At 55.7% G+C, this 22,560-nt stretch carries 15 protein-coding genes; 10 read left to right on the forward strand and 5 right to left on the reverse strand.

Translation table 11 applies throughout. From position 1 onward, the window contains the following. Positions 1-9: 9 nt before the first annotated feature. The 5 genes from tssH to tssK form a co-directional block, all read right to left on the reverse strand. Positions 10-2,751, reverse strand: coding sequence for a type VI secretion system ATPase TssH (gene tssH, locus KHU29_RS01670; protein WP_211450949.1), 2,742 nt, complete (start codon positions 2,749-2,751; stop codon positions 10-12). A gap of 172 nt (positions 2,752-2,923) precedes the next feature. After that, positions 2,924-3,409: an Hcp family type VI secretion system effector gene (locus KHU29_RS01675; protein ID WP_211450950.1), complete on the reverse strand. Its 486-nt coding sequence runs from the start codon at positions 3,407-3,409 to the stop codon at positions 2,924-2,926. Positions 3,410-3,466: 57 nt separating this feature from the next. Continuing rightward, complete coding sequence (locus KHU29_RS01680; protein ID WP_211450951.1) at positions 3,467-5,146, reverse strand: OmpA family protein; 1,680 nt, start codon at positions 5,144-5,146, stop codon at positions 3,467-3,469. Further along, complete coding sequence (locus KHU29_RS01685; RefSeq protein ID WP_246541329.1) at positions 5,146-5,826, reverse strand: DotU family type IV/VI secretion system protein; 681 nt, start codon at positions 5,824-5,826, stop codon at positions 5,146-5,148. Before KHU29_RS01685 ends, KHU29_RS01680 begins: the two co-directional genes overlap by 1 nt. After that, entirely contained in the window at positions 5,823-7,172 is a 1,350-nt protein-coding gene (gene tssK / locus KHU29_RS01690; RefSeq protein WP_211450952.1) for a type VI secretion system baseplate subunit TssK, read from the reverse strand. The genes KHU29_RS01685 and tssK overlap by 4 nt, the downstream gene beginning before the upstream one ends. Before the next feature lie 493 nt (positions 7,173-7,665). Between tssK and tssB the strand changes: the two genes are divergently transcribed. From tssB to KHU29_RS01740, 10 genes are all read left to right on the forward strand, one after another. Then, positions 7,666-8,178, forward strand: a complete 513-nt coding sequence (gene tssB / locus KHU29_RS01695) for a type VI secretion system contractile sheath small subunit (RefSeq protein ID WP_211450953.1) — start codon at positions 7,666-7,668, stop codon at positions 8,176-8,178. Positions 8,179-8,217: 39 nt separating this feature from the next. After that, a complete protein-coding gene (tssC, locus tag KHU29_RS01700) occupies positions 8,218-9,762 on the forward strand; it encodes a type VI secretion system contractile sheath large subunit (RefSeq protein ID WP_211450954.1) in 1,545 nt (514 codons plus the stop codon). A gap of 118 nt (positions 9,763-9,880) precedes the next feature. After that, a complete protein-coding gene (locus KHU29_RS01705) occupies positions 9,881-12,364 on the forward strand; it encodes a type VI secretion system Vgr family protein (RefSeq protein ID WP_211450955.1) in 2,484 nt (827 codons plus the stop codon). 81 nt (positions 12,365-12,445) lie between these two features. Next, the gene (locus KHU29_RS01710) at positions 12,446-14,032 is read left to right on the forward strand and encodes an esterase/lipase family protein (protein ID WP_211450956.1); all 1,587 of its coding nucleotides are present in this window, start codon (positions 12,446-12,448) and stop codon (positions 14,030-14,032) included. Next, a complete protein-coding gene (locus KHU29_RS01715; RefSeq protein WP_211450957.1) occupies positions 14,032-15,102 on the forward strand; it encodes a T6SS immunity protein Tli4 family protein in 1,071 nt (356 codons plus the stop codon). The genes KHU29_RS01710 and KHU29_RS01715 overlap by 1 nt, the downstream gene beginning before the upstream one ends. A gap of 75 nt (positions 15,103-15,177) precedes the next feature. Further along, positions 15,178-16,233, forward strand: a complete 1,056-nt coding sequence (locus KHU29_RS01720; RefSeq protein WP_211450958.1) for a T6SS immunity protein Tli4 family protein — start codon at positions 15,178-15,180, stop codon at positions 16,231-16,233. An 11-nt stretch (positions 16,234-16,244) separates the two neighbouring features. After that, positions 16,245-17,495 carry a hypothetical protein gene (locus tag KHU29_RS01725; RefSeq protein ID WP_211450959.1) on the forward strand — a complete coding sequence of 417 codons (1,251 nt, stop codon included), beginning with the start codon at positions 16,245-16,247 and terminating at the stop codon, positions 17,493-17,495. 102 nt (positions 17,496-17,597) lie between these two features. Beyond that, the gene (locus KHU29_RS01730; protein WP_211450960.1) at positions 17,598-17,888 is read left to right on the forward strand and encodes a PAAR domain-containing protein; all 291 of its coding nucleotides are present in this window, start codon (positions 17,598-17,600) and stop codon (positions 17,886-17,888) included. Between the two features lie 363 nt (positions 17,889-18,251). Then, positions 18,252-21,518, forward strand: coding sequence for an ImcF-related family protein (locus tag KHU29_RS01735; protein ID WP_211450961.1), 3,267 nt, complete (start codon positions 18,252-18,254; stop codon positions 21,516-21,518). A 17-nt stretch (positions 21,519-21,535) separates the two neighbouring features. Then, on the forward strand, positions 21,536-22,555 hold the full coding sequence (locus tag KHU29_RS01740) for a hypothetical protein (RefSeq protein WP_211450962.1): 1,020 nt from the start codon (positions 21,536-21,538) through the stop codon (positions 22,553-22,555). Positions 22,556-22,560: the final 5 nt, after the last annotated feature.

Consider the following 22,560-nt stretch of genomic DNA (forward strand, 5'->3'; position numbering starts at 1 on the left):
ATATTGTTCTTAGCCGATCGTGTCAGGAGTTGCCGCAAGCGCCGCCGGCTGAGTTTTAGCCGTGTCATCCGGTAAAAACTCCAGCGCCAGATTGCCGTCCGGCGAGTGCGACAAGCGTACTTCATCCGGCATGCCGCCGGCAGCCAGCCGCACCAGCAGCTCGCGGGCTACCACCGGCAAGATCTGCTGATTGAGCAGGCTGTCGATATTGCGCGCGCCTGATTCGCGCAACAGGCAAGCCTGCGCCAATGTGTCGATCAAACCTTCGTTGCAACTTAGAATAATGCCGTACTGGCGTTTCAAGCGCAGGGCGATGGCATCTAGCTTGATGCGTAAGATAGTCGACAATGCACCGGCTTGCAGCGGCCGGTACAGGATAGGCTGGAAACGAGCCAGCAGGGCCGGCTGAAAATGCTCTGACAGGATCGGATGCACGGCTTCCATCAACTGTGCAGTAGAAGCGGCTGGATCATTGCCGGTCATTTCCATGATTTCCTGGCTGCCCAGATTCGACGTCATCAAAATCACGCAATTACAAAAATTGATTTCGCGGCCTTCACCGTCGCGCATGGTGCCGCGGTCGAACACGTGATAGAACATCTCCAGTACGTCGCGGTGGGCTTTTTCCACTTCGTCGAGCAGCACGACGCTATATGGGCGCTGCCGTACCGCTTCGGTCAGCACCCCGCCGCGGCCATAGCCGACGTAGCCCGGCGGCGCACCTTTCAGTTGCGATGCCGTATGAGCTTCTTGATATTCCGACATATTGATGGTGGTCAAGGCGGCCTCGCCGCCGAACAGCAGGTCAGCCAGGGCCAGTGCGGTTTCAGTCTTGCCGACGCCAGAGGGCCCGGCCAGGAGAAATACGCCCAATGGCGAATGTTCATTCTTCAAGCCCGCCTTGGCAATACGCAGGCTGCTGGCCAAGGCTGCCAATGCCTCGTCCTGGGCCACCACGCGGGACGCCAGCGTCTGTTCCAGAGACAGCAAACCAGCCAGCTCATCTTCCACCAGGCTGCCGACGGGGACTCCAGTCCATTCGGCAACGACCCGGGCAATCGCCTGCGCGTCCACATCCACGAACACTAGCGGCGTCTTGCCCTGCGCCACGGCCAGCGCTTGCTGCGCGGCATTCAAGGCCGTCAACGCCGTGTCTTTCGCGGCCGGATCGCCGGACTGCCTGAATTCGCTGCGACATTGACGCAATGCATTCACCAGCACCAGCTCGCCCTGATAGCGTTCTTGCAGGCTCGCAAAAGCGGTACGCGCTTCCATTAATGTGTTTTGCAGCACGTCGTGACGTTGCTGCAGATTGGTCAGGCCGGCATCCTGATCGGCGCCGAGCTTTTCGATTTCCAGTTCCATGGCAGCCATCTGGGCGCGTGCCAGTTCCAGTTCGGCCGGCGGCGATTCGAGTCCTATTTTTACGCGCGCTGCCGCAGTATCGATGAGGTCCACCGCCTTGTCCGGCAACTGCCGTCCGGTCAGATAACGACGCGACAGTTTGACTGCGGCGATCAGGGCTTCGTCGCGGATATGCACATTGTGATACGCCGCATAGCGAGCTGCCAGTCCACGCAGCATCAAGGTCGCGTTGGCATCGTCCGGCTCGTCCACCTTGATCACCTGGAAGCGCCGCTCCAGCGCCGCATCGCGTTCGAAATATTCCTTGTATTCGGACCAGGTGGTTGCAGCGATCGTGCGCAGCTCACCACGCGCTAATGCCGGCTTTAGCAAATTCGCGGCATCGGCGCCGCCGGCGCTGTTACCTGCACCGATCAGGGTATGCGCCTCATCGATAAACAGTAGAATTGGTACCGGTGATTGCTGCACTTCGTCGATCACATTTTTCAGGCGCTGTTCGAACTCGCCTTTGACACCCGCTCCGGCCTGCAACAGTCCCAGATCAAGCGTCAGGATCCGCACGTCACGGATCACGGCCGGTACTGTCCCTTCGGCCACGCGCAGCGCCAGGCCTTCTACCAAGGCTGTCTTGCCGACACCAGGTTCGCCAACCAGAATCGGATTATTTTTGCGGCGACGCGCCAGCACGTCCACCATTTGCTGGATTTCGCGGTCACGCCCAAAAATCGGATCGATCTCGCCGCGGCCGGCCTTGGCGGTCAGGTCAATCGCAAAACGCGTCAGCGCTTCGCTATTGGCGGCGGTGGTCCGATTGGCGGCCTTGGCTGGTTTGGCGTTCGTGGCAGCGGATGCATCCGAGGAGGGCGGAGTCATCTCGGCTGCCTCCGCACTCTCGTCGTTATCGGCAACCTGCGACTCGACTGATTGCGCCTCCAGAACGCTATGCAGCCGCTGAATCTGTGCCGAGGTCATGCTCAGCAACGGCCAGGCGTCGGTAGCACGCAAACAGTGCGGCGTATCCACCAATGCTGTCAGAATATGGGCGGAACGAATGGTGCGCGCATCGTCGGCCATCGATGCCGCCAGCCATGCCCGTTGCATCACATCCATCAAAGTATGCGACAGCGCCGGTTTGCCCCGCATGTCGTGCGGCAGCCGTTCCAGCGAAGCCAGCAATGCACCCCACACTTGATCTATATCGATTTCATAGTGGCGCAAGATAGTTGGAATATCTCCTGTGCCAGGCTCGATCAGCTTCAGCAGCCAATGCTCCAACGTGATTTCGCCATGCGCGCGCGCGTGGCATAGGCTGGCGGCCGCTTCCAGGGCGCTGGCGCATTGTGGATTGAGCTTGCGTAGCAGATGGGTGGAGTCGCGTGGGGGCATGTGAGTCCTGTTGAGACCGTTCGTATTCATACATACCGCTACACGAGCGATATTGAGACTGATCGGATAAAAATTCATATAGCAAGCCGGACACTTCATGCGCCCGGCATTGGCAAAGCTCCTCGGTACCAGCGCCGGCGCCTGGTCCTCGGGGCATCACGCCGGCAGCCGGTTAGCGGCCTTCGTTCCAGCTGTCGGCATGAATGATGTTGCCGTCTTTGTACGTCCAGGTGATTTTTTCGTAGCGCAGCGCGACGTTTTCCAGATGGTTGTATTTCTCGCGCGCAGGGTCTTTGATGTTGTGCATCACCGGTGATACCGATACCACTTTAACGCCGTCAAGTTTCATGTTGTAGTACTCTTTTTCAGTACCCGAATCATCGATTTGATACCATTTCAACTCCACCGATTTCAGTGTCTGGCCACTGGTGACAGCCTTATACAAATACGGTGAGGAGGCGTCGAATTCTTTGGTGATAATCAATGGTTTGTGGATGCGCGTGCCGGTCAGTTTGCCGGTATTGCCATCAGTCGGGATTTCGACCGAGTGGTTGAATTCAACCACTTCGACGCTGCCTTCGCGACCCTGGATACGGGTGGAGCCCTTGATGTCTGCGCCGCCGTCGTCCTTGATCCACATATATGCTGGAATTGCCATGCCTTACTCCTGTAATAAACACTGTTGCTAAAAAGCCCCGCTGATGAGGCGCTACGGTCAGGTTCCGGGAGAATCCGGTACCAGAGTGATTTCGACGCGGCGATTGCGCGCGCGTCCGGTTTCGGTCTGATTGTCGGCAATTGGCCGGCTATCCCCATATCCTTGAATTGCAAAGCGCGACGGCGCCATGTCGGCGGCTTCGGTGAGCCAGTCGCGTACCGCGCTTGCCCGCGCTATGGATAGGCGCTGATTACTGCCGGGATCGCCAACGTTGTCGGTATGGCCGGCGACCAGAATCCGATTCTCCGGATGCGCCTTGATCATTTCCAGTGCAGCTACCATGGTGCGGGTGGAGCCCGGCATGAGCTGGGCTTTGCTGCTGGCGAACAGCGACATGCTGTCAAGAGTGACGATGGCCGGCTTGGGGGCGGGTGGCTGGTAAGACGCAATCGCAGCATTCAATGCCGGCATTGCGCCGCCGCCGCGGTACATACCAAAACCAAGGCTTAGCGGCAGGCCGGTGCGCTGATAGCGTTCCAGCCTGTCGCGATCGGCGGTGAGTGCGGCCAGCGCATCGCGCCGCGCGGCATCGTTGGCCGCCGGAATGCCGGTAAAGCGGGCAATGTTGTCGCCGGCTTGTGTCAGCAGGGCGTGATTGTTGGCGGCTGCCGCCCATCCGGCCAGCGCCAGAGCGACGGTGATCAACAAGAGCGCATGGGCCAGCGCATGCATGCGCGGCGAGATCCAGACTCGTTGCGGCAGTGCTGCGATCAAGGCTTGCGGGAGCGGCCAGCGGATGTTGCTGGCGGCGAAACCCGGCGGAGTCAGATGCATACGCTCTTGCAAATGCCGATTCCATGGCGCGCGCGGATTGGCGCTGGGACCACAATCGATCCAGCCGATGCCAAACAACGGCCAGACGGCGGCTGGTTGATTACGATCCTGGAGGGCAGTTAAGGCGATACTGCGGGTCCAGTCGACGATGTCCGACAAGGCTGCTGCGCGCCAAGCCGGTACAACGTCCGGGTGGGCTCGCTGTGCATCCGCCTCGCTGCTCCGGATTACTTCCTCAAAAGCGCATGCGCCCAGGATTGGCTTGGCACTCGACACACCATACCATTGCGGCGTTGCATTTTCAGTCTCGTGCTGGGCGCTGGTGAGCCGCTGATACACCGCCAGATAACCGGGAATGCGTGTCCCTAGCAGCCGTGAGGTATCGCCGCTCGCTTGACGAATCAGTCGTAATGAATGCGTTATTGCGTGTTGGTCTGCATAAAAGGCCGGAGCCAGCGCCAGCACGATACCGTCAGGAGCCCGGCCGTCGCGCCATTGACGCAGTACCACAGCCAGCCGCGACATGTCCTGCGGCCGATCGACACGCACCCAGATGGCGCCATCGCCGACATGGGCCAAACGGCGATGATTCCCATCAAGGAATAACTCCGCAAGACCATCTCCCACAACCAGCAGCAACGGCATCTGTGTACGCAGGCTGCGCGGCAGGTCGGCGGTGAGTGTCCCCAATTGTCCCAATATCTCGGCACTGCGCTGCTGCGCGCGCTTGATGCGTGCAGTCCTGAAAGCAACGACGCCGATTGCCGCCACCAAGATCAGCGCCGCCAGCGTCCATTGCAATCCAGGCGTCAGATTCAGTACGCCCAATACCAGCACGAGCGCAAGCGCGGTTGCCAGCGCCGTTATCGCTCGATAGGGATAACCCAGGCTTAAGTCGTTCATTACGGCTTTTGCTGCAACAGATGGGACAATTGCAGATCAAGCGACTGGCCGAGCAACAGGTAAAGCAACAACGTGGCCACCGCGGCAAATCCGGCCAAGGCCCAGGGCGATAGCCGATACAGCCAATCCAGGGGTCTGGTGCGTGAGGTGTCGATAATCAAGCGTTGATCGGACATCGGGCGCAGTTTGGCGATCTGCGCATCCAGGGCTGCCATTAAAGCGGTGCGTTCGTCGTTTCCGGTGCGCGCATAGCGCCCCTTGAAACCTAAGCCCAAGATGGTGCTGTAGCACTCCAGCAGTTCGAGATTGGGCGGTGTTTCGCGCATCCGGGCTGCGATACGTTCGTAAATCCGCTCGCCGGCGTCATGATTCTGAAATCGCTCCACTTGCAGCGGTTCTGCATCCCATTCCGATTTTTTTTCGACGGGCAGATGACGCAACACCATTTCGTCGAGCAAGCCGCATTGCGCATAGAGCGCATCTTGTTTGACATCGATGGCAACCTGCTGTCGTCCCAGCACTTCCTCAAAGGAGGCGACCAATTGCTGGCAGTCCTCGCGCAGCACTTCGATAGAGTCCGGTGTCGCACGTTGCGCCAGCAAGGAAACCTCCAGAGCGGTGTCGCGCAACAAAGCGCGTATGGAAACGGCGGAAGTGGCGGTCGAAGTCGAAGAGGTCATGATGTGAGTACCGCAAACAGTTCAAGCGAGGCGTCAGGCACTGATGACGGCAGGTAGATCTGGCACGCGCGTGCGGCCAGCATCCGGGCATGGGCCGGGTCGCTGGTGTCGAGCGCAAAATATTGGTTTTCCAGGCGGATCGGGATCGCTGCTGGCACCCGTTGCACCGCCCGCAGAGGAATCCCGGCCAGTGCGGCGTTGACAATGTGCTCGATATCGTCAGGACTGCCGATCTTGCACAGCTTCGGAATGTGTTCGATCAGCTGCAAGGCGGGCAACGCCGCATGTACCGACAAGTAATAGTCGGCGCCGTCCAGCAAGCGCTCGTCCTTGAACTGGCCGCTCCAGATGCTTGGGCTCTTTTGTGTCAGTCCGATCGGAATCACGCGTGACGGAATGATGGCGTCGAGCAACTCTCGAATCAGCGACTCCAGCTTGCTGAAAACTTGTTCTTGTTGGCCATGGTCGTAAGCAGGTAGCGCCGACAGGGTGGTACCCGTCGAGAATGTCATCAACGCGCCGGCCAGGCGGGCAAGTACCGCATACAGCTTTTCCGGCGGCTGATTGGGGTGGCTCAGCAGAAACGACAGATCTGGCCAATGGGTATTGATGCAGTGCAGGAGCCAGAATAGTGAAACGTCGGCAACCCCGAATTCGGCAATCTGATCGACACGTTCGCGGCGCCGGCTCGATAGGGCGGTGCTTTTTGCCAGTAAAATATCGGTCAATCGCGCGATACGCTCAGTGTGGCGCGCGTGCGCCGACAGCATCAAGCAAGGCGGCACGTAGCTTCGATCAACCTCGAACTGGCCGTTACCGGTCCGGGAAATGCGCGCAACCGGACAAACCATATCGTCCGCCTGTACCTCGAAATCGAGCAGCAAATGCACTGCGTGACGTTGCACCGATAGTTCTTCGACGCCCTCACCGAATAAATCCGGCACTTTGACGAACTCGCGGAAATAGCGCCGCGGCCGCGCTAGCTTTTCTTCGTCGTAGCGGCAGTTGCCACCTTCGGCATTGAGCAGCGGCAGGGCGGCGACCACTACCGCACCTTGCAGATCGGCGGGCATATCGCGAGCCAGATCGCGGGCTGGTGGCAACACGTCGGCAATCGAGGTATCGATGATGGCGCTGTCGGGTAAGCGCAATTTCAGGCTGCTCAATTTCAACCGTCCGGCGGCGAGCGTCTCCTCATCGATTCGTACGTCGACCACGCCCCAGGCTTCCGCAACAGTCAAAGACGCCAGTTGGCGTCCGCTGAATTGAGACCAGAGTTCTTGCTGCTGGAAATGCTGGGGCGTCAGGATCACGCCTTCATGCCAGAGTGGTTTGAATGTCCGCATTATTTCCTGTGGGGTATTTAACTAAATATGTCGAAAATTTCTTATTTGCAACAATTGATAATAAAGCATTTAATTTAACAATTTGATGTTAATGGGAAGGATTTTTGTGTCTTAAATATTGCCAATTTAAAATAATTTTTCCTGCGTAAATACGCCTCACAAATTCATTCTTACTCAGTCAATGGGCGCGTCTTCGATGGATCGAAGTTGTGTTGCCGATAGCATGGTTTGTTGCGGAATATTTCGTGAAGCCTTTGATTTTTCATACAAAATATGCGAGAAGGGATATTGTTATTGAATGTTATTCGTTGCGAATTGATCGCGAATCGATATTGATGCGATCAGAATGTTTTATATTTTTAACCACAAAGTTACTTGTTGTCTAGATAATTATTATTTTTATCATATTTAACAATTTCCATTTGACATTCGTTTTCATTTTGACATCTAATGACCATTTCTTCGATGTGTTTTACTTCTCACAGGAGGCAAGATGGCCGAAAGTTTTCAACGGGAAATCCCCAAAGCGCGGGTAAATATTTCCCTCGATTTACACACCGGCGGGGCGCAAAAGCGCGTCGAACTACCGCTAAAACTGCTGGTGATGGGTGACTACAGTGCCGGTAAGGAAAGCGCGCCCCTTGCCGAGCGCAAGAAGGTCAACATCAACAAGAACAACTTCGATTCGGTACTGGCCGACATCAATCCTGAAGCCAGGATCGCTGCCGAGAACACCCTGGCCGGCGACGGTTCAGAGATGAGCGTTGCGCTCAATTTCAAGTCGATGAAAGATTTTTCGCCGGAAAGTGTGGCGCGTCAGATTCCTGAATTGCAGGCGCTGATGGCGATGCGCAATCTGCTGCGCGACCTGAAATCGAACCTGCTCGACAACGGCGAATTCCGCCGCGAACTCGAAAAAATCCTCAAGGACGACAAGCTTTCCGGCAGCCTGCGCGCCGATCTGGGACGCATCGCATCGATCGAGATGCAACCCGGCCATGGTTAAGCCGACGGCTCATTTGGATAACTGATAAAAGGTAACGACATGTCTGCAAACGAACCGCAAAAAGCAAGCGCCGCCACGGCGAAAGAAACCGTCGTTCTCGCAAATCGTAGCGTCTACGAATCCCTGTGCGACAAAATCAACCTGAAGCCGATCGACAAGGCGCGTCCGCTGGAAGCCTTCCAGGACAACGATGTCCTGTCAGAATCGCCGGCGGATGAACGCATGGCCCGCGCGGTCAGCGTGTTCCTCAACATGGTGGCGGACGCCAGCAAGAAAGTCGATCGCCTCGACAAGACCCTGCTCGATTTTCATATTGACCATCTGGATCAGCAGATCAGCCGGCAGCTGGATGCAGTGATGCACTCACCGCAATTCCAGCAAATCGAATCAGCCTGGCGCGGTCTGCGTTTCCTGGTCGACCGCACCGATTTCCGCAAGAACGTCAAGATCGAAGTGCTGGACGTGTCGAAGGATGCGTTGCACCAGGATTTCGAAGATACCCCGGAAGTCATCCAGAGCGGGCTGTATCGCCACACCTACATCCAGGAATACGACACCCCCGGCGGCGAGCCGATCGGCTCCATCATTTCCAACTATGAGTTCAGCAATTCGCCGCAAGACATGGCCTTGCTGCGCAACGTATCCAAGGTGGCCGCTGCGGCGCACATGCCGTTCGTCGGTTCCGTCGGGCCGGCCTTCTTCGGCAAGGAAACCATGGAAGAAGTAGCGGCGATTCAAGATATCGCCAACTATTTCGACCGCGCCGAATACATCAAATGGAAAAGCTTCCGCGATACCGATGACGCGCGGTATGTCGGCCTGACCATGCCACGCGTGCTTGGCCGTCTGCCGTATGGTCCAGACACCGTGCCGGTGCGTGCCTTCAACTACCAGGAAGCCGTCAAGGGACCGGATCACAGCCGCTATCTGTGGGTCAATGCGTCGTTTGCCTTCGCCGCCAACATGGTCGGCAGTTTTATCAAGAACGGCTGGTGCGTGCAGATCCGTGGTCCGCAAGCCGGCGGCAAGGTCGAAGATTTGCCGGTCCACCTATACGACCTCGGCACCGGCTACCAGCCGAAGATCCCGACCGAAGTCCTGATCCCGGAAACGCGCGAGTTTGAATTCGCCAACCTGGGTTTCATTCCGCTGTCGTTCTACAAGAACCACGACTTCGCCTGTTTCTTCTCGGCTAACTCGTCGCAAAAGGCTGCGCTATACGACACCAAGGAAGCCACTGCCAACAGCCGCATCAATGCGCGCCTGCCATACATTTTCCTGCTGTCACGCATCGCCCATTACCTGAAGCTGATCCAGCGCGAAAACATCGGCACCACCAAGGATCGCCGCCTGCTGGAGATCGAGCTGAATAACTGGATCAAGAATCTCGTTACCGAGATGACCGATCCGGGCGACGATCTGCAAGCCTCGCATCCGCTGCGTGAAGCCAACGTGACCGTGGAAGATATTGAAGACAATCCCGGCTTCTTCCGCATCAAGCTGTTCATCGTGCCGCACTTCCAGGTCGAAGGTATGGACATCGGCTTGTCGCTGGTGTCGCAGATGCCTAAAGCCAAGTCCTGACGGAGGCTGATGGATTGGGCGATATGTCTCGTGAATGAGGCGTGTCGCTCGTTTTTCCCTCAAAAAAAGTAAGAAAGCGCATTCGAGAGACACGGCTGCGCGCATCAGGGAGTAATGCATGAATCTGATTGATATCGCGTCATCACTGACATCCGGCGTGTTGCAGCCTTATAAGCTCGAAGTGCGGCGTGCCGGCGTTCTTGCCAAAGAGCTTAGCGTTGTCGGTTTTGAAGGCACGGAAGAATTGGGCCAGCCCAACCGCTTTGTCATTCGCTTGACCCATCCACTTCCTGATTTGCCGCGTGCCAGCTTCCTCGGTATGCCGGCCGTATTTTCGATTAATCCACCAGCCTTGCCCGGGCTGCCGAATTTAGGCGCCGGCCGCAAGATTCAGGGCGTCATCACCGGTTTCCACCAGATCGACAGCAGCAAAGACGTCACTACCTATCAAGTGATTCTTGAGTCGCGCCTGGCCCTGTTGGGCAACGTCAAGCGTTGCCGCCTGTTCCTGGAGCAGACTTTCCCGCAGATCATCGAAAGCATCCTGCGCGAACACGGCTTTGCCGGCGACAACAGCAATTTCAGCTTTACCTTATTGCGCCAATACGAGAAACGTCCGATCGTTACTCAGTGGCACGAATCCGATCTGGCATTCATTCAGCGGCTGTGCCGCCGTAGTGGAATCTGGTTCAGGATCGATGCCGGCGAGTGGGGCGAGGTCGTGCATTTCGGCGATGATTTCACCCATTACCGGCGTCAACCAGCCTTGACCGCGCCGATGAGCGCGCATGCCGGGCTGGAAAGCGTCGGCGCTGAAGCGGTGCAGGCGCTCGAAACGCATACCACCGGCATTTCGGAATCGATTGTCGTCAGAGACTACAACCGCTTGGCCGCACCGGCAACGATTGAAACTGAAATCAATCTGGCGCGTAACGACAAAGGCACCTACGGTCAATCGTATTCCTGGGGCACGCTGCATCTGGATGCCGAGCAGGCAGAGTGGGAAGGGCGCTTGCGCCACGAAGCCGCGTTGTCGGCACAAATCGTCTATCTGGGTAAAAGCAATGTACTGGGCCTGACACCGGGTGCGGTATTCCGGATGTCCAACAAAATCCTGCCGGATGCGGAATATGGCCAGTTGATCATCAAAGTCACGCACCATGGCGCGCGGGATACCGCGTATCACAACAGCTACACCGCGATTCCTTCGGGCCGGATATATCGACTGCCGCTCAATGAAGCGGACTGGCCGAAAATCGCCGGCACCGTCAGCGCCCGCATCGCCACCCCGAACCGTTACCCGTACGCCTACATGAACCAGGATGGCGATTACATGGTGCAGTTCGACTTTGATCGTGATCCACGGACGGCTGGTCTGAACAGTTGCTGGATGCGGCTGGCGAAGCCTTTTGCGGGAAGCCGGCAGACGGGTTTCCATTTTCCGTTATTGGACGGTACCGAGGTTGCCGTGGGGTTTCACGATGGGGATCCGGATCGGCCGTACATTTCCCATGCAATGCATGACAGCCAGAACAGCGATCTGATCACCAATCAGAAACGCTGGATGAGCAGGAATGAAATCCGGACGCAAAGCAACAACAAGCTACGGCTGGAAGATTGGGACGGCGAAGAGCACGTCAAGCTGGCCACCGAATACGGCAAGAGCCAATTGAATCTTGGACATCTGGTTGATTCCAAGAGGAAAAAACGTGGCGAAGGCCTGGAAATCCGCACCGATTTGCATGCGAGTGTCCGTGGCGGCAAGGGATTATTCTTGTCCGCCGATGCACAACCAAAGGCCAACGGCCAACAGCTGGATATGTCGGAAGCTAAAATCCAACTCGATGAGGCGCTGACTTTGATGCAGTCTTTATCGGAGGCCGCGCGGGTTGCGCAAGTCCATATCGCTGAAATAGACAAACAGAAGCAATTGCTGGAGAGCCGGCTGGATCAATTGCAACAGGCGGTTCTGCTGGCAAGTGCCCCTGCTGGCATGGCTTTCACCAGTGGTCAACACTTGCAACTCGCTGCGCAAGGCAATTTGATTGCCAGTGCGAGAGGAAATGCCGATATCGGCGTGCTGAAGAAATTCACCGTGTCGGCTGGAGAGGCCGTGTCTCTTTTTGCCCAGAAACTCGGGATGAAGCTATTCGCAGGCAAGGGAAAAGTTGAAATTCAAGCGCAGAGCGACGACATGAGTCTCCTGTCGAACAAGAATATGACCATAACCAGCGTCAATGGCCGCGTCACGATTGAGGCCAAGGAAGAACTCTTGCTCAAGTGCGGCGGATCGTATTTCAGGATGTCGGCGACCGGTATTGAAGACGGTACGCGTGGTGATCGGGTCGTTAAGTCTGCGTCGTTCCGGCGCCAGGGACCGAGTTCGCTGGCGGAAACTATGAACAGTTGGAAGCATGCGCCGCTTGACGAAGAGTTCACTATGGCATGGCCGCACGACAGTAGCCCAGTTCGCAATCGGACATTTTCCATCGTCCGCGATGATGGCAGTGTGATTTGCGGAGCAACTGACGGGGAAGGTAGAACAGGACTGCAGAAAATGCTCTTTACCGAGGCGGTGCGGTTACGTATTGATCCTGAGTAATCCGCCATTGAACGGATGCAAAACATAGTGTCGTCCAATCCCTCATCTTGTAATCGTGCATAAGAACCGGAGCAATTCAGCATGGCCACAATCAACCGCATCATTCCTCCTGTCATCGCCGAGGATGGATCAGTCCATTACACCTCTATCGGCTCCCCCCCGGACGACAGCACCGCCATGTGCTATATGGTGCCCGACCGGGTTATCCCTGTGATCTTTGTGCCGGGGGTGATGGGGACTAATTTGAAGGGTTCTGACAATAGACCAGTGTGGCTAGTTAATAGTCCAGTAGGAGCTGCGAAAGATTGGATTGTTGCGGGTCCGGGAAAGCGCAAACAAAAGCTCGATCCCCAAAATACGGCCGTGTATGCCGGTGGCAAGATTCCAATCGGTACAGTTCAAACTGAAGCTGAGCTGCGACGCCGCGGTTGGGGAGAGGTTTCCTACATGAGCTACGGTACATGGCTAGTCTGGCTGGAAAATGCCTTGAACGATGTCTTTACTCCTGGCACGGATTACGGACGTCGCGGCTTGCGCGCCAGCCTGATGAAACAATTGGTTGCCGATGCACCCGGTGTGGATCTGTTGACCAAAGAAGAATGGTCGCTGTCCTGCAAATATCAGTTTCCGGTGCATGCGGTCGGTTACAACTGGCTGCAATCGAACGCCGACTCGGCCCAAACTCTGTCCGATAGAATCGACAAAATCACGGCCTATTATCGGGATAAATTCGGTTATCGCTGCGATAAAGTCATTATCGTCACCCATTCAATGGGGGGGCTGGTGGCGCGCCACTATTCAGAGGTGCTGGATGGCGGCAAACGAGACAAAGTCTTGGGCATTGTCCATGGCGTGATGCCGACAACGGGTGCAGGCACTGCGTACAAACGGGTAAAGGCAGGTACCGAGGGAGGCGCCGGCATCGTCATCGGCCCGAATGCGGGAACAGTGACGCCGGTTTTTTCCCAGTCGCCGGGGCCGCTGCAGTTGCTGCCCAGCGCGGAATATGGGAAGAACTGGCTCAAGATTGTCGACGGTGACCGTGTGGTGGAGTTGCCGACTACTGATGATCCTTACCGCCAAATTTACAAACAGCGCGGCCAATGGTGGGGATTGGTTGATGAAAAATTAATCAATCCTTTAGATAAGGGCAAGAAAATTCTTGATCAAGATTGGGCGGCTTATGTCAGCATCATTGATGAAGATGTAAAAAAATTCCATATGAAAATCGCCAATCAATATCACCAGCACACCTACGCTTTCTATGGCAATGATGCGAAGCACAAAGCATGGGGTGACGTTGTCTGGGAGCGAAAACTTTCCAGCGCGACCCGATGGCTGGGTACAGCTGCGGCGATTGACCATATGCAGCAAGGACAAGTACTAAGCGACAACGGCACCGGTGAACAGCGCTTACTGCAGCGCAGTGGCGGTACGCCTATGGCGACAGGATTTAGCGTGAGAGATGCTGGCGAGGACGGTGACGGCACGGTACCGATACGCTCGGGGCGCGCATCACAACAACGGATGAAAGCCTGCGTACCTTATCCAGGTGTGGAGCATGAAGGCGCTTATAAACTTTTGCCGCAACGCCTTTTTGCACTGTGGGCGATCACAAAGATAGCCCAGAACGTGAAGGGCACCACATTGGAATACAAGGATTGTTAGTGATAAAACAATCAATCGCAAGCTTATTCGCCTGTTTGACACTCACCCTTGCTGCATGTGAACAGCGCAACATTCCGCTCACCGAACAGGAGAAACAAACCGTGACCGAACTGACCAGTAATCTGAAATCGCAGTGTGTGGGGCGCTACATGATTGATATGCCAGCCAATGTATCGATAACCGGGAGCGCGAAGATACAGGGCGTAGATTTCGAAGCCAAGGCAATGACGCAGGAAGAGTACCTGTACGAAGTAACAGCGCGCGAAGCTGAGTTGAAAGCTACCAGGCATCAAGATGGCTATCAGTTTCTGTTCGCAAACGGTCCGGCATGGGGGCCGGGAACACGGTATTTTATTCATTTGAAGGATACATACTCCGGGAATATCAGTCGCATCATTGAAGGGTACAAATGGGACAAAGGTTATCGCATTCATTTGAAAATTAAGGCTTCTGATGTGACTACGTCGACTTACAAAGACGACCCGACTTCACAAGTGATAGGCAACAACGTCCCACAAAAAACGCGTCTGATATTTGAATTACTCGACACAGTTCGTGGCCGCGCTGACGATGATGTTCCAACTGAACCAGGAGTATGTTTTCTGGGAGGATTCTGGCCGGGCAAAGCGGGGGATGACGAAAAGATCAATAGCCAGTTTGTTCTCGACGGCAATCAGGATGTCGCGTTTGATTTACAAAGCAATACCAACGGGCACGAACCCAATACACTTTTGCAACGTGGCAACGACATCAATGCGGAACTAAAAGCAGATCCAAACGGCAGGACGATGCGCAAAGGTATTGTGGAACTGCAAAATATGAAAGCGGAAGAATGGTTGCTGGCTGGGACTACTGATCTTCATACCCTGGGTAATTTATTTTCTTTAGAGGCTAATGCACGAGCCAGCGCCGAACAAGAGCCTTATATTTGGTTGACTATGCACACAGCATCACCCAATCATTTACTGCAGGAATATTCGCTCGAAAAAGCGTCCTTGAACAGCAGCGAAGCCTTGGCTTTGTGGGATGTGATAACGCGCACGTTGCGTCCGCGACCAAACGGCTTTTGAAAGAAGGTTGGCTATGGCGTCGATTGTTCTTTTCCGCATCCGTGAATACATATTGCTAAAAATATGAGGCAGATCATGGCAGGTTTGCTCGCCTGTTTGACACTCACCCTTGCCGCATGTGAACAGCGCAACGTCCCGCTCAGCGAACAGGAGAAACAAACCGTGACCGAACTGACCAGTAATCTGAAATCGCAGTGTGTGGGGCGCTACATGATTGATATGCCAGCCAATGTATCGATAACCGGGAGCGCGAAGATACAGGGCGTAAATTTCGAAGCCAAGGCAATGACGCAGGAAGAGTACCTGTACGAAGTAACAGCGCGCGAAGCTGAGTTGAAAGCTACCAGGCATCAAGATGGCTATCAGTTTCTGTTCGCAAACGGTCCGGCATGGGGGCCGGGAACACGGTATTTTATTCATTTGAAGGATACATACTCCGGGAATATCAGTCGCATCATTGAAGGGTACAAATGGGACAAAGGTTATCGCATTCATTTGAAAATTAAGGCTTCTGATGTGACTACGTCGACTTACAAAGACGACCCGACTTCACAAGTGATAGGCAACAACGTCCCACAAAAAACGCGACTGATATTTGAATTACTCGACACAGTTCGTGGCCGCGCTGACGATGATGTTCCAACTGAACCAGGGGTATGTTTCCTGGGGGGATTCTGGCCGGGTAAAGCTGGCGATAACGAAGAAATTGGCAATCAGTTTGCACTCCTCGGTAATCAGGATGTCGCGTTTGGGTTGAATACCAGTACGAACTCGCACGACACAAGCACACTTTTGCAACGCGGCGACCAGATCGCTGATGCACTGAAAACAACACCGGGCGGCAGGACAGTAAGTAAAGGTGTTGTGGAATTGCAGGATATGAAAGCAGAAGAGTGGTTACTGGCAGGTACTACGCCGCTGAGAACACTCGGCAATGTATTTACTCTGGAAGCAAACTCAAGAGCGAGCAGCGAATTAGAACCATTTGTCGAGTTAAAGATGAGGACTGCTTGGCCGAATCATTTAATCCAGGAATATTCGCTCGAAAAGGCCTCCCTGAACAACAGTGAAGCCTTGGCGCTGTGGGACGTGGTATCGCGTACGTTGCGCCCTAGACCTAACGGATTTTGAACGGGTTGACTATGACTGTTGATTTTTCACTGCTGCGACCGCTTAAGGAAGTGCCAAACGAATCGCCATCCCGCTTCGTTTGGGCAATCGTATTCTTTGTCCTGATGCTGGTGGGTATTGTTGCCGTCCTGATGTTGTGGCCAGCAGGGAGATCGACACAGACACCTAGATTTTGGTTCTACCTGGCCCTCTTTCCGATCGGTACAGCTGCCTTAGTGGTGCTACGCCGCTACAGTGTTTATTTGGGCCATCGCCAAGACGCGATTGACGATAATAATCTTAGCGAGCAACACGCTATGCGGATTTTTGACATCGCGAGCCGTCCGCTTGGTGTGCTGGCTTCGGCTTATCGGTATTCGACTGATAAGAAGGAGAATGACGTTGATCAACTGCTATCGGAAACCCTCAGTCTTGAAACCCAGTTACCACCGGCACCTGACGCTGCACCGATGAAGGCGCGATGGTTGGCGCCGTTGATCAAGGAGCAGAAGGTCAAACCTGCTAACGATGAGGAACGACAAGCACCGCTGACGGAGTGGTTATTCAATCAGTTGTTGTCCGATGTGGCCGATACGATTCGTGCTCTACCTTCCTCATTGCGGCTGACGGTTCATCTGAATTTATGTGGTTCAGCGATTCCCGTTGATGCTCCTGAAAAATGGCAGCGTTGCTGGAGAGAGCACAAATTGCCGGACTCGGTAACGATCAAAGCGGCCGTGACTACCGACCTGATGATGCTTGACACTTGGCTTGATACGGCCAACGAGCCTGAAGGCCAGGAGGTACGACTGTTGGTCTTTGTCCAATTGAACAACCTGTTGAAGAAAGTACCGCCTGCTGGCGGCGCAGAAGCAGGCGTGGCGTTACTTCTTGTGCCGGTAGCGTTGGCTAAGCAGCACCGGTTGCCTGTCATCGCTCAGATTCATCGTCCTATGCAGGGCAGGTTCGATGCAATAGCTCACGTGCTTGAATATGCATTGAAATGGGGGAAATCCAACCTGGCCGAGGTCGCACGCGTTTGGCAAGCTGGTATGGATGTTGACAGGTCCGGTTTGTTGACAGCCAGCATGCTGAAAGCCGAAGTGCAGGTGCCATTTAACGATCTGGACAATAGTATTGGAAAAGCAGGGAGTGCGGCGCCGTGGCTTGGGCTAGCCTGCGCAGTTGCGGCGCTAAAGGCAGAGTCCGGCGTGCAACTCATGGCGCATGGCGAGCAGGACAATCTGCAACTTGCCTGTTGTTGCAGCGTCGCAAAAAAATAGCACGAGATAAATATTGATCCATATGGAAGATGTGCTTGCCATTTCCTCTTGTTGGTTGGTGCGCAGTTGATGCGTTGTGGATGTAGATGGGAGGAATAAAAAATGGCAAAACGTTTCGATATCGTTAAAGGTGAGCGTACTACCAAGGACGGTACGGTGGCTGTTGGTGATCCATTGGATGCCATCGGTAATCGTGAACAGGCCTATGAAGGTGCTCCGGTATGGTGTCCTGCCTGTAAAACGATGGGCCGGATTGTCTGTGTCGGACCAGGTCATTCGATGACTGGCCCCGACGGCCGCCAGAGTGCGCTTAGCGATGATTTGTGCGTATGCAAATGCGAGCCGAGTCCTCGCCTGATCGCATCGCAGCGTGATTCTTTTGTTGACGTATGACGATCGGATGACGCCGTTATCGTGCAATGTTCCTGGGAAATCTGATCGGATACGAAAGCGTCGCCGACCGTCTGGTTGCCAAATACTGTTTCACCATGAAGCGCTAACTACGCCTTAACCATGCTCATAAAATTTTGGATTGACATCGCATGTGCTGCGGTGTTTGTTGTCATGCCAGGGGTATTGATCTGGTTCGAAGGCGACAGACTTGGCCTGCACTCGCCCGAACAACGTGCGGGTTGGATCGTTGCGCTTTGCGTAGTATTTATAGTGTTCTTCGCAGCCTGCAGTTTGGGATTGGCCACAAGGCCGGCGACCGCGGCACGGCGATTGAAAGGGTGGTTACGTGAGCGTTCGAAAATAATGCCAAAAGCAGTTGATGGAGAAGGAAATTTATCGGAAATTGATCCATTAAAGCAACGTATCGCCGCATTGAAGGAACACCTGCAAGAAACACACGGCTGGCGCTGGCGTTACCGCGACCGCTGGCTGCTATTGTGCGGCGAGCCGACGGCCATCGACCAGCTTGCGCCAACCCTGCGCCGCAATGGCTGGGCGATCACACCGCACGCAGTACTGCTCTATGGCGGTAAACGCGGCAGTACGGATGATGCCGGCGATATTCCGGATATCGATTGGCTCAGGCAGATCGCCCGTATCCGCCGGCGGCGGCCGGTGGATGCCGTGGTGGCGGTTATCCGCAGCGACGATAAAGGCGGAATCACTGTTGATCGTAACTTGCTGACACACCAATTACATCTGCAAAGCCGCGCCCTTGGCTGGGCCGCACCGAGCTATGTGCTCAACGCCAGCGAAGTGAGCAGCGCGGAACCCGATGTTGCGGAAGTCATCGGCTGCACCTGGTCGGGCCATGGCAACGATTTGCATGCACTCGATACAGATCTGAGTGCGCTTAGCCACCGCTTGGCCGAACGCGGCGTCAGCCACCTGGCGCAACAGCTGCAGCAACCTTATCTGGTGCAATTGTCGCGGATGGTCAATACGCAACGTACCGCACTGACTGATCTGATCGCCCGTCTTGCAAAATCCAGGGCACGTAGCAGTGCCGTGCATGGCGTATTGTTCGCACCGCTGTTCAAGCCGACTATGATCGCGGTAGAGACGGAAAGTGCTGTTCTCTCGTCCCCATCACCCTGGCAAGAAATCCACTGGCAAGCCATCGCTGCACACAGCCGCCAGGTGCGAGGTCGCAGCGTCGGCTTCTCGCTATCCGCCACCGCTGCCTGGGGTGTCACAGTATTGCTCGGCCTATGGATAGCCGGCAGCCTGATATCCGGTGCATCCAATCGGACATCGATAGCCGATGCCAGCGAAGTCGTCACCCGCCTGCAAGGCATACAAAGGCCGGTGATCGCCGCGATGGATCTTGACGCCCTGCAAAAGCAGATCGATACATTGGAGGTGCGACAGCGGGAAGGCACACCGTGGTACACCCGTTTCGGCTTGAATCACAGTATGCCATTGCTCAACGCACTATGGCCGCACTACCAGGCGGCAAGCCAACGCACCCTCACCGCACCGCTGCAACACCAGCTCGAAGCCAACTTGCAGCAGCGTAATGGCATGTCCGACCAGGAGTTGGCCGACGGCGGTGAAGCGCAAGTCAAGGTGGCCTATGCCGAGCTGAAGGCCTATCTGATGTTGGCGCACCCGCAGCGTACCGAGCCGGCTTTTCTGATCCCGCATTGGCTAGCCAGCGGCCAGCCGGCCATGGCGTCGCAATCGATTCTGAGTGCGGGCGGCTGGCACGATCTGAGGCAGCGCCTGATTACTTTCCATGCCAATCACCTGGCGGCCCATGAGGATTGGGCGATCGCGCCTGATGCCGTATTGGCAGGATCGGCGCGGCAGTCCCTGATTGCAGTGATCGGACTACAGCATTCAACCGATGTCCAGTATCAGTCGATTCTTGATGAGAACAGCAGCAAATACCAGCCGGTGTCGTTGCAGACGCTGTTGGGCAATAACAGCAGCCGCGGCCTGTTTAGCACCAGCGCCACGGTGCCTGGCATATTTACCCGGGCGGCCTGGGATGAGCGCATCTCCAAAGCCATCGATGACGCTGACAAGCAACGCAATGTCGATCACGACTGGGTACTCTCCGACAGTGCGGCCGCGGACCAGACGCAGGCTACCGGCAGCGAGTTGAAGGAAGCCTTGCGCCACCGTTATTTCGCCGACTATGCGCGCGCCTGGGAAATTTTTCTCAACAGCGTGCAATGGCAAAACGACAGTACCTTATCCGGCACCATCGACCAGTTGACATTGCTGGCAGACGCCCAGCGCTCGCCGTTGTCGGCGTTGTTCAAGGCGATTGCCTACCAGGCCGGCGCCGGGACTGTATCGCAATCGCTGTCGGACAACCTTGTCAATAAAGCAAAGCAGCTGGTGAGTAGCACGGATCCGGATCCGTCCAAAGCGACACTCTTCAATGCCGACGACGCACCGCTTGCTGCGGCTTTTGGACCGTTGCTGCGCCTGAGCAGCAGCAACGGCGCCGCTGCCGGCAGCACAAGCGCCAACGCGGCTATGGGCCACCGCACCGACATGAGTTTGGTGCGTTACCTGGAACGGGTCACCGCGGTGCGCCTGAAACTCCAGCAAATCATGATGTCCAGCGATCCTGATGCTATGTCGCGCACTACCGCCCAATCGATCTTGCAAGGCAAGACATCCGATATTACCGACAGCCGCGACTATGCCAGCCGCGTCGGCGCCAGCGTGGGAGAGCAATGGAGCGGTTTCGGCCGCGCCGTATTTGAGCGGCCACTGGAGCAGACCTGGGGCGTGGTACTGCGCCCGGCTGCCGCCAGTCTCAACGCTACCTGGCGTAGTGCCATTGTGTCTGCGTGGCACAGTGCCTTTAGCGGCCGCTATCCGTTCGTTGATGCCGACAACGACGCATCGCTGCCGGAATTGGCACGTTTTTTACGCGCCGAAGGCGGGCTGATTCCGCAATTCGTCGCGACCCAGTTGGCCGGCATGTTGGAACGGCAAGGCGATCAATGGGTACCGACCCAAGGGGCGGGTGGTAATGCATTGCGGCTGGACCCGAATTTCATTGAAGGCCTCAATCGCTTGACGCGCATCAGTAACCGCTTGTTCCCTGAGGGTGATGCCAAGGTACGCTTCGAGTTGAAGCCGGTCGCCACCGGTGGCGTGACCGACATGCGGTTGAAGAGCGGCGCCCAGAGCCTGCACTATTTCAACCAGCGTGAGGAATGGCATCCGATGATCTGGCCCGGTGAAGCCGTGACCGGGGACTCCCGGCTGGAATGGCGTACCGAGAACGGCGGCCTGCGTTCTGAACTCAATGCCGATGGCCGCTTTGGCTTGATCCGTCTATTGAGTCATGCTGAAGTCACGCAAGTCGACGGCGCCCAGTATTTGCTGACCTGGCAAGCCGGCGGCAGCGACGGTGTGGCGCTGCGCATGCTGTTGCGCAGCGAAGCTGGCGGCGGTCCGCTTGATGTGCTGGCGTTGCGCAATTTTGTCTTGCCGCAGCAGATTTTTGCTTCTGGCCAAGGGGGCAAGATCGTAACTAAAGAGGGCGCAAACGAAGGTGTATCACCTGCTCCCGTGGCCGGTAAACGAAAAGCATCCCTGTGAGCAGAGTGAAAACGAGCATGGTAAAGAAATCCCTTTCCCGCACTGTATTGGAAATACCAGAAAAGGTTAAACAGGAATTAGCCCAGCCGTTGGTGTTGCCCAGGACGTTGACGGCTGCCGGTTGCGGTGCCGCACTCACCTACGCAAAACGGGTTGCCCGTGCATGGCGGGGCACGTGTATTTCTGCGCTCTATGTTGGTGCGCATACGCCACTTGAGTTCACTTGTCATGCCGGGCATCGCTTCAAAAAGCCGCTGCATAAATTGCGCAACGGTGGCTGGTGCGCGCAGTGTTTTCACGAGGCCAGGCGGCACGGGTTGAAAAAGATTCAGCAATACAGTGCCAGTCGAGGCGGCGTGTGTCTGTCAAGTAGCTACAGCAATACGTTGGAAAAATTGGATTTCCGTTGCGGTGAAGGACATCTGTTTCGTCGTCCTTTCAGGGAAATAGAACGAGGAGAGTGGTGCCCGGCTTGTCGCCGGGTCGCAGCGTTGTCAACGCCGAAGAAAAAAGCGGCCTATGCCAGCTATGCGCCTGCAACGGTACTTGAGGTGTTGCAGGAGACCCCTGATTTAACCGGGTTACGTGTCACCGCAGCCGTCATGGATCGCAAGATATTGGCGTACGCAAAAAGGATAGCGCGTGCCTGGAACGGGCGTTGTCTGTTGCAAATGCCAGACACGGATGGTATCCGTCGCATGCAATGCCGTTGCGCGCACGGTCATACCTTCAGCGTGAAATACAACGAGTTGAGAGTTGGCACCTGGTGCAGTCAATGTGCTGACGATAATCAGCGCCTCGGCATCGCCGCGATGCAAGCGATTGCGCGGCAACATGGCGGTGTTTGTCTTTCGCGGATGTACCGCAACAACCTGACCAAATTGCAATGGCGCTGCGAAGACGGCCATGTCTGGTCCGCTCGGCCGCGCTCCGCTAAAGATTGCTGGTGTCCGGAATGTGCTCGTCTGCATGTGCAACGACATAAGGCAACAAAGCGTGCTCCGAAGATGTCCATGGCACTCCATTTTTCAAGGTAAAGGAT

The organism is Collimonas antrihumi, from assembly GCF_018304965.1.
In the GTDB taxonomy this organism is placed as follows: Bacteria; Pseudomonadota; Gammaproteobacteria; order Burkholderiales; family Burkholderiaceae_D; genus Collimonas; species Collimonas antrihumi.